10 protein-coding genes and 1 tRNA gene are annotated in these 12,372 nt (G+C 68.6%); 3 read left to right on the top strand and 8 right to left on the bottom strand.

Annotated elements, in window-relative coordinates:
- The 3 genes from NQ160_RS10270 to NQ160_RS10260 form a co-directional block, all read right to left on the bottom strand.
- Positions 1-398 (bottom strand): protein phosphatase 2C domain-containing protein (locus tag NQ160_RS10270; RefSeq protein ID WP_257515144.1); only part of this gene is annotated, 398 nt, incomplete at its 3' end.
- A gap of 15 nt (positions 399-413) precedes the next feature.
- Positions 414-965, bottom strand: a complete 552-nt coding sequence (locus NQ160_RS10265) for an FHA domain-containing protein FhaB/FipA (RefSeq protein ID WP_257515143.1) — start codon at positions 963-965, stop codon at positions 414-416.
- Positions 958-1,692, bottom strand: coding sequence for an FhaA domain-containing protein (locus tag NQ160_RS10260; RefSeq protein WP_257515142.1), 735 nt, complete (start codon positions 1,690-1,692; stop codon positions 958-960). The genes NQ160_RS10265 and NQ160_RS10260 overlap by 8 nt, the downstream gene beginning before the upstream one ends.
- A 194-nt stretch (positions 1,693-1,886) precedes the next feature.
- Here NQ160_RS10260 and NQ160_RS10255 point away from each other — a divergent pair.
- Positions 1,887-1,970, top strand: a tRNA-Leu gene (locus tag NQ160_RS10255).
- Between the two features lie 277 nt (positions 1,971-2,247).
- Positions 2,248-3,696 carry a lipopolysaccharide biosynthesis protein gene (locus tag NQ160_RS10250; RefSeq protein WP_257515141.1) on the top strand — a complete coding sequence of 483 codons (1,449 nt, stop codon included), beginning with the start codon at positions 2,248-2,250 and terminating at the stop codon, positions 3,694-3,696.
- Positions 3,697-3,736: 40 nt separating this feature from the next.
- On the opposite strand, the gene NQ160_RS10245 is transcribed toward NQ160_RS10250, so the two are convergent.
- Genes NQ160_RS10245 through NQ160_RS10225 form a run of 5 tightly spaced genes read right to left on the bottom strand, consistent with a single transcriptional unit; the run spans position 3,737 to position 8,815 of the window.
- Positions 3,737-4,714 carry a glycosyltransferase gene (locus NQ160_RS10245; RefSeq protein ID WP_257515140.1) on the bottom strand — a complete coding sequence of 326 codons (978 nt, stop codon included), beginning with the start codon at positions 4,712-4,714 and terminating at the stop codon, positions 3,737-3,739.
- Between the two features lie 15 nt (positions 4,715-4,729).
- Complete coding sequence (locus NQ160_RS10240) at positions 4,730-5,548, bottom strand: glycosyltransferase (RefSeq protein WP_257515145.1); 819 nt, start codon at positions 5,546-5,548, stop codon at positions 4,730-4,732.
- On the bottom strand, positions 5,548-6,546 hold the full coding sequence (locus NQ160_RS10235; protein ID WP_257515139.1) for a glycosyltransferase family 2 protein: 999 nt from the start codon (positions 6,544-6,546) through the stop codon (positions 5,548-5,550). Before NQ160_RS10235 ends, NQ160_RS10240 begins: the two co-directional genes overlap by 1 nt.
- Positions 6,543-7,799 carry an O-antigen ligase family protein gene (locus tag NQ160_RS24865; RefSeq protein ID WP_257515138.1) on the bottom strand — a complete coding sequence of 419 codons (1,257 nt, stop codon included), beginning with the start codon at positions 7,797-7,799 and terminating at the stop codon, positions 6,543-6,545. The genes NQ160_RS10235 and NQ160_RS24865 overlap by 4 nt, the downstream gene beginning before the upstream one ends.
- Positions 7,796-8,815, bottom strand: coding sequence for a polysaccharide pyruvyl transferase family protein (locus tag NQ160_RS10225; protein ID WP_257515137.1), 1,020 nt, complete (start codon positions 8,813-8,815; stop codon positions 7,796-7,798). The genes NQ160_RS24865 and NQ160_RS10225 overlap by 4 nt, the downstream gene beginning before the upstream one ends.
- Positions 8,816-9,232: 417 nt before the next feature.
- On the opposite strand from NQ160_RS10225, the gene NQ160_RS10220 reads away from it, so the two are divergent.
- Positions 9,233-12,372 (top strand): PA14 domain-containing protein (locus NQ160_RS10220; RefSeq protein WP_257515136.1); only part of this gene is annotated, 3,140 nt, incomplete at its 3' end.

Below are 12,372 nucleotides of genomic sequence, written 5' to 3'. Positions count from 1 at the left end.
TCGGTGGTGATCTGTGTCAGCGTGCCCTCACGGTAGAGATAGACCCGCGAGTCGCCGATGTGGGCCAGCACCGCGTAGTCGTCGACCATGATCAGCGCGCTGACGGTGGTGCCCATGCCCGCGAGCTCCGGCTGCGCCTTGACCGTCTCGATCAGCCGTGTCGCGGTGTCGGCGATCGCGTCGCGCAGCGCCCGCTCGGCATCCGAGGGGGAATCGTACGAGTGGTCGAGGGCGGAGAGACGGTTGATGGCGATGCTCGAGGCGACGTCACCGCCGGCGTGACCGCCCATACCGTCGGCGACGGCGAACAGGTTCGATCCCGCGTAGCCGGAGTCCTGGTTGTTGGAGCGCACCTTGCCGGTGTGCGATATCGCCACGCTCGAACCCTGGAACACCATGCGCCGACGTTCCGCTTACTTCCGCAGCTCGAAGGTCGTCGCGCCGACCTTGATGGGGGCGCCGACCTTGATCGCGACGGGGGCGGCGACGCGCTGCCCGTCGTGCCACGTGCCGTTGGTGGAATCGAGGTCCTGGATCATCCACTGGTCGCCCCACAGCACGAGACGTGCGTGGTGGCTGGAGGTGTAGTCGTCGCGGATCACGAGGCCGGACTCGCTGGAGCGGCCGATCGTGAGCGGCTCGTTGCCCAGCGGGAGCTCGAGGCCCGCCTTCGGGCCGCTGGTGACGACGATGCGCGTGACGGTGCCGGTGGTGGCCGGACCGCCCGCCTTCGGAGAGGGCGATGCCGGCTTGCCGCTGGTGGGGGCCGCGTTCCTATCCGCCACCGGGGTCGTGCCGCCGGGGGTCGTCGTGCCCGAGGCGGCAGCGGCCGCCGCGGGCTCGGGGAGCTTGCGCACCTTCACACCGAACAGATCCGCGCGCAGCGAGTAGATCACCGCGAACACGAAGAACCACAGCACCAGGAGGAATCCGATGCGCAGCAGCAGCAAGGTCAGCTCACTCATCGGCACCCCGTCGCACGTCGTAGGCGCGGGTGGCGTCCGCCGGGCGCGCGGGGCGGGTCGGCTGGGCCTGTGCCACTACCCGGAAGACGATGTCGGTGCGGCCGATCGTCACGGTCGAGTCCGGCGGCAGAGGCGCCTCGGTCACCCGCCGACCGTCGAGCTTGGTGCCATTGGTGGAACCGAGGTCGCGCACCATGGCGCGTTCGCCGTCCCAGAGGATCTCGACGTGCTTGCGGCTGGTGCCGGCGTCGGGAATGGTGATGTCGGCGTCGCTGCCGCGGCCGATCACCGTGCGGCCCTTCACCAGCGGATGCCGGGTGCCGTTGATGTCGATGACGCCGCGCCACGCCACGCTGCCCTGCGCGGTCTGCGAGTCGACGCGCAGGGTGCCGGTCGTGAGCTGGTCGTCGCGGGTGACCGTTATCGACACCGGTCCGGCGAACGAGTAACCCTGCGCGCGGGCGTGCTGGGCCACGAGGGTGTCGAGCTCTTCGCCCAGGGTGCTGCCGAACGAGCGCATGCGCTCCTCGTCACTCGGTGCCAGTCGCACGGTGAACGTGTTCGGCGCCAGGATGCGGTCGCGGCTGACGACGGCGGCCTTCGCGTCGAGCTCGGCGCGAAGCGCCGAGGCGATCTCGACGGGTTGAACGCCGCTGCGGAAGGTCTTCGCGAACGCGCCGTTCACAGCGCGTTCGAGCCCCTTCTCGAAGCTGTCAAGTAGTCCCACGCGACTCCTCAGGCAGGCAGACCGGTCGCTACATGCTAGTTGCACCGGCTGGGAGAACGTCATTTCGGGGTTCCTGGCTTCGCGAATGGCGGCCCCTGGCGGCATCCCCGCTGTACTCGGAGGCGGTGCAGGCGCGAAAGGCACCCCCGGAGTCGTGATATTCTCGGGAAGTTGAGTCCGCGCATGCGCGGCTCGCGCGAGTGGCGGAATAGGTAGACGCGCTGGCTTCAGGTGCCAGTGCCCGCAAGGGCGTGGGGGTTCAAGTCCCCCCTCGCGCACAACACGAAGAAGGGCCCCCGGATCGGGGGCCCTTCTTCTTTTGCCCGCGGCGGCCGCCAGCCGGGGCGCCTCGGTGAGCCGCGCCGGTCTCATGGATCGGGGCGGGCGGGGCGGACCGTGCCGCCGCGGCATGCACCTGTGACGGACGGACGGGCGTGCGGAGGCCGTGCAGTAGGGTGAGGGCTCATTCGGAGGGGAAGGGCGGAACGTGACCGACGGGTGGGGCCGGCGGGGCGGTGACCGCCAGCGGGCGGGCGGGATCGCGCGGGGGACGAGATGAGCGTCGCCGATGCCGCGGCGCGCGGCGGAGCGGTGACGCTCGCCGGTCAACTGCTCCGTTTCGGTGTGCAGGCGATCGGCATCTTCGTGCTCGCACGTCTCATCGATCCCGCGGACTTCGGTGTCTTCGCGATGGTGGTGGCGGTGGTGGGCATAGCGACCGTCGTCGGGGACTTCGGCCTCTCGATGGCGGCGGTGCAGTCGCGCACGATCACGCACCAGCAGCGGAGCAACCTGTTCTGGACGAACAGCCTGCTCGGGGCCGGGCTCTGCCTGGCCGGCGTGCTGGGCGCGCCGGCGCTGGCGGACTTCTACGGCAACGAGGACGTCGACCCGATCATGCGTATGCTGTCGCTCACGCTCTTTCTGTCGGCGGTGACCGCGCAGTTCCGCGCGGAGCTGTCCGTTCAGATGCGATTCGGGTGGATCGCCGCCGCGGACGTCGCCGCAGCAGCCGTGGCTCTGGCATCAGCGATCATCATTGCGCTGCAGGGCGGTGGCACGTGGGCGCTCGTCGGGCAGCAGATCGCGCTGGTGGTGGTGCCGGTGCTAATCCTGCCGCTCGCCGCCCGCTGGGTCCCGGGCCGGCCCCGCCGGGACGAGGGCATGGGCGCCCTCTATCGCTATGGCGCGAACACGCTGGGGGTGCAGCTGTTCTCGTACGCCACGTCGAACGTCGACAGCATCCTGATCGGACGCGTGTGGGGCGCGGCTCCGCTGGGGGCCTACGACCGCGCGTACCAGCTCTTCCGACTGCCGATGACCCAGATCGCCGCACCCATGACGCGCGTCGCCCTTCCAGTGCTCTCGCGCGTGCAGACCGACGAGCGGTTCACCGCTTACGTGCACAAGGGTCAGCTGATCCTGGCCTACTGCTTCGGCGGCATGTTCCTGCTGCTCGCGGCCGTCGCGGACCCGCTCACCGAACTGGTGCTCGGCCCCGGGTGGGACGCGGTGGTACCGATCTTCGCGGTGCTCGCGGTCGGCGGCGTGTTCCAGGGCATCGGTTTCGTCTATCACTGGGTGTTCCTCTCGCTCGCGCTCACGGGACTGCAGCTGCGGTGGACTCTGATCGGTCGCTCGGCGATGGTGGCGATGATGGTCGTCGGAGTGGCGTTCGGCCCGGTGGGGGTGGCTGTCGGGTCGACGGTCGGGCAAGTCGTGATGTGGGCGCTGACGACGCGGTTCCCCCTGCGCCGCACCGGCATCGCCGCGGCTCCGCTGCTGCGGATCGCTGGTCGCCCCCTTCTTCTCTTCGCGCCGGTGAGCGCGGTGTGCTTCACCCTTTCCGCGACGCTGCTGTCCAGCTGGAGCGCCCTGGGGCAGCTCAGCGTGCTCGTGGGCATCTTTGCGTCCTGGCTCGCCCTCTGCCTCGCGGTGTGGCCTGGCGTGCGCGCGGATCTGCACCAGCTCGGGAACGTCCTGCGTCGCATCCGCTACCGCTGACGGCTGGCCGGTCGGCCAGTCGGCCGAACGCCGCGGTCGGCTAGCGGTGACACGGGCGCGCTCGCCGGTACACATCCGCGTAGGCGGCCGCGATGCGGGCCCACGAGCGGTCCTCCAGCGCAGGCTCACCGTCGAGGCTTGCGGTCGCCGCGAGCGCGGAAGTGATGTCGGCAGCGTCCAGCTCGCCGTCGAAGAGGCACACCCACCCGTCGCCGACGGCCGCAGCGATCTCCTCCGTGGAGGTGTTGCGGGGAACGAGCACTGGACGGTTCAGGGAGAGTGCGACCAGCAGGATGCCGGAATTATGCAGATCACGATAAGGGAGGACTACCAACTGCGCCGCCGTGACCTCTGTCACCAGCGCCGCGTCATCGACATGGGCGAGCACCGAGGAGATCCGATGACCGGCATCCAGTGCGTCGAGCTGTTCCTGCAGCGGGCGGCGCATGCCCGGCCCAGGCTCGCCCACGACCCGAAGCTCCCAGCCCTCCTGTTCCGCCAGTCGGATGAGCCGCGGGACGTTCTTGTACGGCTCGATGCGTCCGATGGCCAGCAACCTTCCGGGCACCCGGTGCGCGGGGGGCAGCTGACCGAACCGCTCGCGATAGTCTCCGTGCGGAATGACCACCTGAGGTATTCCCGGGCGCGGAGGGGTGCCTGCGTTCAGCGCGACACGGACCGCGGCGCCGCCGATGATCCTCTCCACTACGCTCGCCTGTCGGGGGGAGAGCTCCGAGTGTGGCGCGAGGTTGTGGACCGTGTGGACGATGGGCACCCCCCGGGCGCGCCAGCGTCGCAGGAGGATGAGGGTCACGGCGCGCTTGACGGCTCCGACTGCGGGCCAGCGGGAACGGACGAAGAACTCCGGCCAGTGGATGTGAACGACGTCGTAGCGCGCTGCCAGAGCAGCGCGCCAGGAGAAGTACACGAAGTGGATGTCGTCGGGGGTGTCACGGGTGACTTGGTCGATGAACTTGACGGTGGGTCCCGGTGCTCCCACAGATTGCAGCACTCGCATGTCAGGACGTGGCCTTCACACGGGGGCCCCAGCGTCGTCTAAACCGATTCCGTAACGTCGACGCAGGCGCTGGTCGAGCGATCCTCGCCAGAGCGCGGCCGGCCACAGCAGGAAGAGCGGCTCCCGGCGGTAGAACTTCACCGTCGACACCAGTTCGCGCACGATGGCCCTCATTCGCCAGTTCGCCGGGTCGCGAGACCACCCGTGCACCCACTCGATCCCGCCCGCGACGCCGACGGAGAGGCCGCGTCGCAGCGCGCGCAGCCCGAGCTCGACGTCCTCGTTGTAGAGGAAGTAGGACTCGTCCCACGTTCCGATGGCCTCGAAATCCGCGCGTCGGGCGGCCACGGCGGCCCCGGTGATCCACACGACCCGAGCGTGCTCGCGATCCCCGACCGTGCGCAGATACTGCGCGCGGGTGTCCCGTCGCCCCAGCCGATTGCCGACCTTCCACAGCAGGAACGGCCAGCCTCGCCCGTTGTACTGATAGCACCCGTCGGGGTGGGTGAGCCGGGGGGAGATCAGGCCGCCGTGCAGCGCGAGCAGGCGCCCGATCTCGGTGAGATCCGCGATCTGCACGCGGAGGTCGGGGTTGGCGAAGAGCACCAGATCACCGCAAGCCATTCGAAGGCCCAGGTTGTTGGCGGCAGCGAACCCGACGTTGCGCCCGGTGTGGAATACCCGCGCTCCCAGGCTCTCGGCGATCGCGACGCTGTCGTCGGCGGAGCCGTTGTCCACGACGATCCACTCGACGCCGTCCTCCAGACGCAGGTGCGACCAGAAGGTCCGCAGGTCCGGTGCACTGTTGTAGGTCACCGTGATCAGTGACCACATCACGACATCACGATCCCGTGTTCGGGCCAGCGCGACCGCCCCAGCGTGCGAAAGGCTGTTCGGGCCAGCCCCGGCGAGCACTTGGCGGCAGCGCAGGTGACCAGCGTGCGGACATCGGCCGGGTGCCCGCCCAGCAGATCCACCCAGCGCACCCGCCGCGCCAGTTCAGAACTGGTGTCCTCCTCCAGCCGCGCGAATCGCCAGGTCTCCCGAAGGGCTCGCGCGATTATCACGCAGCGGAAGCGGACAGCGGCGCGGCGCAGCGCGCGGGACGTCTCCATGCGCATTACGGATTGGTCGGCGATCGTGAGCAGGCTGAGGAAGTTGGAAGGCTCGGCAACTCCACCGTTGCTGATGGATCCGTCGCGCTGGATGTAGGTGTACAAGGTGTCTCTGACGATCGTCACCGTGCGCAGTCGAGGAAGCACCCGCAGCAGCGCGCCGTGATCGGACTTCGACCGCAGGGCCGGGAAGGGTGCCGGCCCCAGGAGGTCTCGTCGGAAGAGCTTGTTCCAGAGCGCGCCGGTGCCGCGCAACAGACACGCGGCGGCCTTGTCACCGGTGAGCGTCGTCCGCTGCCGATAGCGCACGACCGGTTCGCGCCGGTCGAGCCGGGGGCCGTATCGGTACTCGGCGGAGCAGACCGCCACGTCGGCGTCGGTGGCCTGGATTGCGGAGACCATGAGCTCCACGAATCGATCCGACCAGCCATCGTCGACGTCGGCGAACCAGATGTACTCGCCGGCAGCCGCCTCGGTGCCGCGGTTGCGTGCGGCAGCCACGCCGAGGTTCCCGCTGTTCGCCACCACGCGCAGCCGCGGATCGCTCGCGGCTGCCCGGCGGGCGGTGGCGAGGGTGTCGTCCTCAGATCCGTCGTCGACCACGATCACTTCGATGCGGCGGTATGTCTGTCCGGTCAGCCGGGCCAGCGCTCCCGTTACATGCGCCTCGGCGTTGTATGCGGCGAGGACGATGCTCACGAGGGGTGGGTCGATCATCGAGTCCTCCCGAGTTGCTGCGCCGTGACCGGCGCGGAGGTGAACGCCAGCGGCAGGACGGCCAGCAGCGTCATGAATGGCAGCACCTCGATCGACTGGTAGACGGCGGTCTGGGCGAGGCACGCGGCGGCTCCCGCGCGCACCCAGATGTCTGTGGCGGGGATGGCGCGGACCACCGCGAAGAGCAGCCAATACGTGGCCACCGCGCCGACGAGGCCCAGGTTGAGCAGCTGCTGGAGGACGCTGGACTCAACTACTCCGATCGAGAGGCCGCCGAAGTTCCGCGTGATGTTGGTCACGAGACCCGTGTGGCTGCCCAGCACCAGAGGCGACTGCGTCCACATCTCCACCCCGGCCTGCCACTGCGCCAGACGGCCGACGTTGCCCGTCGACTCGATGTCTAGTGCACTGAGAGCACGATCGAGCACAGGGGACCCCTGAAGGAACAGCAGTGTCCCCGCACCTGCGAGAAGACCGACGATCACGGTCGCCAGACGCGTTGACGCCGTGCGACTGAAGAGCAAGGCGAAGAGCAGGGTGAAGGCGAGGATCATCATGCCCGAACGGGAATAGCTCAGCAGCACACCCATCACGGCGACGCCCGAGCCCAGGATCGCGAGCGACGAGCGGCCACGCATCCATACCCCGAAGAGCATAAAAGCAAGAACGGCCAGCACGAGCGGATAGTGGAGGTAGCTTCCGGTCAGACCTGCGGGCCGGACCAGAGCTTCGACCGAGGCCTGGTCCGAGCCCGACGCGAATGACCAGCCCAAGCGCTGCTGCCCCGTCCCGACGGCCACCTGCAGCACCACGACGGCGACCCCCGCGGGCGCCACCACCCGGAGGTTGTCGGAGGTCCGGGTGCGGTCCGTGCCCCAGCAGAGCAGGAGACCCAACGCGGAAAAGGTGCCTATGTAGAGCGCCGGCGCCACGATCGACCCGAGATGCCAGGTGTTGACGGTGATGATCGCGGATGCGATGCCGCCGGCGACGAGGGCATAGAGCGCGACGTAGACGCCCCATCGCCGCGCCCTGCCCGGCACGGGGGTGGCGCGAACGCGCAGAACGCCCACGAGCAGCAGTGCGCAGATCAGCTGCACGGCGTAGGCCGGCTGCTTGCCCGTAACGGTCTCGATGGCGCCGCGTGCGGTCACGGCCATCAGCAGCACGAACACCGTCGCAGCCAGGAGCGGCCGGATCGTTGCGGGTCGTCCGGCGACCGGGCCCGTGCGCGCCATGATCGCGACGGTCACGATCTCGCCCCGTTCACGGCATTCGCAAGACGGCGCAGCGCCGCGTCGGCGCGCAGGACCGCGGCGCCGTCGGCCGTCCGCTGAGCGTGGACCAGATCGAGGTAGGGGCCCACCGCGTGCGGAGCGTCGACGGTGACCCCGTCGTGGGCGCACAAGCCTGCCGCCCTCAGCGTGCGGGCGAGCTTGACGTCGGGGTGTCCGATCACGATCGCCGGCGCAGCCCCGTCCACCGCGCCGACAATGAGGCCGTGGACGCGGTTGCCGACGACGACCGCCGCCGCGCTGTACAGTGCGCGCACCTGACGCTCGAGGACGGTGAGGCTTCGGGTGTCCGTCCCCACGTGACGCAGGCCGAGCCTCTGGGCGAGCGCCGCCGTTCCCTCGTGATCGCGCAGAGCCTGGCTCACCGCGACCGGTTCGAGTCCGTGGCGGCGGGACCACGACACGACGGACTGCAGCACCTCGTCCGATGGCAGCGGCCAGTCTGCCCGATACACCAGTGCGACGTAGCGCCGCTCTTCATCCGGTGGCCGCGGGGACAGGGAGAAGGCCCAGTCGGGAGAGACCTCGCCGCGACCGTACATGCGCCGTGATTCTTCATCGCGCCACGTGTTGCGGCGCGCCAATCGTGCCGCGACTTCGTGGCCGACGCTCGCGGGAAGCACGCGATCCCGAGCACCGAGGCCTACTCGGAAGCCGGGATTGCCCACCAAGCGACCCAGCAGCAGGAGCCAAGCCGACGCCACCCCGAGCCCGAACTCGGTGCGACTCGAGGAGATCTCGCCAGGGTTGGACAGGAACCGCGCCCGGCGGGGGCGCAACATGCGCAGTGAAGCAATGAGGAGCCAGCGGGAGAACGAGCGATACAGCGCAGCGTCGGGTGGCAGTTGCAGGGCGGCGAGGTAGTCAGCGGGGGCGTCGCCCACGTAGACATGCCAGCGGTAGTCAGCGCTGAGCGCGTGCACGAAGGCGCGGCGCAGCAGGGCGTCGCCGAGATTGTCGTACTGGCCGGACAAGTACGTGAAGGTTGCTACCCGCGCGGAGGACGCCTGCGCCGGCGCCTCATCCAATGCGGCAGCGGGCGCCGATGACACGATTTCCCCAGATCATCACTTCCCCCAAAGAAGTACCGGTCGCTGCCTCACGGTCGTTGTGAGGCAGGAAGCGCCGTTCGGGACGGCCCGGATGGAGCACACCATAGCAGTAGCCCTCCGCGGCGCAACCGCCGGCTCTGCCCACATGCTCGGGTCGAACTGAATGCTCCCTGGTGAATTGTTGTGCATTTGCTGAAAGACCGATACATTCCGAACACCTGCCCTCCCGAGGGGCAGCGAGTCGTCGCGTCGTGGGGATGCGGCATCTCGAAGAACCCGACGCCCTCCAGCATCCTTTGGGGGATGGGGGCGTCGCTCGTGCCCGTGGGGAGTCACGACATGCGTCAGTCTTTGGTCAATGGGGATCGCAACGACAAGGCGGCACCGCCGCGCTGGTCGCGACGACTGCGAGGCGGTGCAGTCGCCGCGGCGCTTGCGCTCGTGTGCTCCGGGCTGGTGGTGGCCCCGGCAGCAGCGCACGACTACGTGCTGCCCACGTCGCCGGCACAGTGGCCGTCGCCGTACTCTCCGCTGCCGGCCGCGGAGGTGGTCGCCGACAACAGCCAGACTCTGACATTCGACGGTGCGGACCCCGGCCTGCACGATGCTGACGGCCAGGACACCGGGTTCACCGTCGTGCAGCCATCGTCGGCGGAGCAGTCCGTCGCCATCGACCCTACGGCGAAGTATCAGGGCTATTACCTGCCGCAGTTTCTCGACGTCGCCGCCGGCAAGCTCACCATCAGCCCCACGAAGGGCATCGCCTTCTTGACGATGCCGGCCAACGCGAGCGGCAATGATCGGTGGAAGAACACCCAGGACAACACGCTGGGCGTTCCGATTGATCCGGCGGGCAAGAAGCTCCTCTTCACGACCACCGTGTCGATGCCCGCGAACGCATCCGACTCGGCGCAGGGCGGCATCTGGTTCGGCCCGAACGATGACAACTATCTCAAGCTCGTCGTGACGGCCCCGAGTGCCACGACGCGGCAGGTGCAGTTGTCGCGGGAAGTCGCCGGTGTCGTCAACACCAATGCCGGATCGGTCGACCAGGTCAGTGTGAACGTGACGATCCCCGCGTCCACCGCGGTGAATCTCGCTCTCACCGTCGATGCGGTGGCGAACACCGCCTCGGCGACCTACAGCCTCGGCAGCGGCGCGCCCATTCCGGTGGGTTCCGTGGCCGTTCCGGCCAACTTCACCAACGGGGATCTCGTCCCCGCCACCTTTGACACAGCCGACGCTCAGACCAACGGGTTTGCGGGTCTCTTCGCCACGCGTCGCAACATGGCCAACGAGACCGTCGCCGTGCCGTTCGCCTTCGATGACTTCACCGTCGCCGAGCTCGACGCGATCGCACCGGCAGCCCCGGCCGACCTCGTTGTCTCAAGCTCTCTTGACGTGACCGAGCTGCAGTGGAACGCGCCCGCCGACGCCGACGTCGCCGGTTATCGCGTCTACCGATCCGCGACGACACCCGTCGCGGCGACGGCGGCGAACCTGCTGACCGGCAATCTGCTCGCCGATGTGAAGTACACCGATGAGCGGGTGTTCGTCGGGCAGTCATGGAACTACGCCGTTCATGCCGTCGACGGTTCGGGCAACGTCTCCCCTGCCGCGACCGGGTCGGCCGTCGTGCCCGCCCCGACGGGAGACCTCGTCGGAAAGTACGACTTCACCACTGCGGCCGGTGCCCTGGCGCCGGGATACACGCGCGACGCCGGTGGCCCGTACAGCGAGGCCGCTGGCTTCGGCTGGGTCACCGTCGACGGTGACGGACCCTTCGACTTCGGCCTCAACGCCCGCGTGCGCACTGAGCTCAACGGGATCACGGACAGCCGTCTGCCCACGCTCATGCACATGCAGTACGGCACCGCCTCATCGACCACGGTGGGCCAAGGGGTCATCAACGAGCAGGGCATGTGGGAACTCGCTGTACCCAATGGCCGATACAACGTCGTGGTCGCCGCCGGCGACACCAGTACAGGCAACTTCGACAGTTCGCACACCCTCGTCGTCGAGGGTGTGACGGCGATCGATCACTTCGCGGGTGCTGCGCCGCTGTACTTCGAACAAGGCGTCGTTCAGGTCGAGGTCACCGACGGCAGACTGACCGTCGCTCCAGGAACCGACGCGACGACCAAGAACACGAAGATCTCCTTCGTTGAGGTCTACGCGATCCCCACCCCGCCTCTCACTGCCGTCGGTGGGCTCTCGGCCGCCCACGACTTCGAGACGGACACCGTTGCGCTGAGCTGGGATGCAGTGGACGGTGCGGAAGGTTACAACGTGTTCCGGAGCACGACGAGCCCGGTCGACACGACTATGCCGCTGAACGCCGCTCCGCTGACGGAAACTTCCTTCGCCGACGGCGACATCGACCCGGATACGACGTATCACTACACGGTCGTCGCGGTCTCCGCCGCTGCACCCGACTCCGCCCCCGCCACCGAGGTGAGCGTGACCGTGCCAACCGAGCCCGTCGTCGTGGAGCCCCCGGCCGCACCGAGCGGAGTGTCGGCAGTCGCCGACACGGACAGCGTGCTGCTTACGTGGAGCGCCGTCGCGGACGCCACGGGCTACCGGGTCTACCGTGCGCAGACGCCGACCATCTCCACCGCAGGTGAGCCGCTCGCGCAGACCGCCGCCGGGACGACCTCGTTCGACGACCTGACGGCCGCCGCCGGCACCATCTACTACTACGTCGTGCTGACAGAGGCGGATGCCGATGGAGCGACTGTCGTGTCGCCCGCCTCCGCAGTGGTCTCGGCGACCGTCGGCCAGACGCCGGCGCCCGGCGCGTGTGAGGCGTCGGAGTGGTCGGTGGATTACTTCGCCGGTTCGAAGCTGGCCGGTGCGCCGGTGGCGGAGCTGTGTGCGGGAGAGATCGACCAGGCGTTCGCTTCGGGTGTGTCGCCGGCGTCGGGTGTGTCGTCGACGTACTACTCGGCCCGGTTCTCCAAGACGATCGACGAGGGCGCGGGGACGTATGTGTTCACTGCGGTCCACGACGACGGTGTACGGGTGTTCGTCGACGGTGAGCAGCTCATCGGGGCGTGGTTCAACCACAGTGGTCAGGTTCCCAAGGTCGCGTCGGTGAACCTCGACGACGGTCCTCACGAGATCGTGGTGGAGTACTACCAGGCCACCGGTGACGCCAAGCTCAACGTCTCCTACGAGCGGACAGCTGCGGGGACGTGTGAGGCGTCGGAGTGGTCGGTGGATTACTTCGCCGGTTCGAAGCTGGCCGGTGCGCCGGTGGCGGAGCTGTGTGCGGGAGAGATCGACCAGGCGTTCGCTTCGGGTGTGTCGCCGGCGTCGGGTGTGTCGTCGACGTACTACTCGGCCCGGTTCTCCAAGACGATCGACGAGGGCGCGGGGACGTATGTGTTCACTGCGGTCCACGACGACGGTGTACGGGTGTTCGTCGACGGTGAGCAGCTCATCGGGGCGTGGTTCAACCACAGTGGTCAGGTTCC

The sequence above is a fragment of the Microbacterium sp. zg.Y909 genome, from assembly GCF_024626565.1.
The sequence above is the reverse complement of the archived record's forward strand: the minus strand, read 5'-3'. Positions and strand labels throughout refer to the sequence as shown.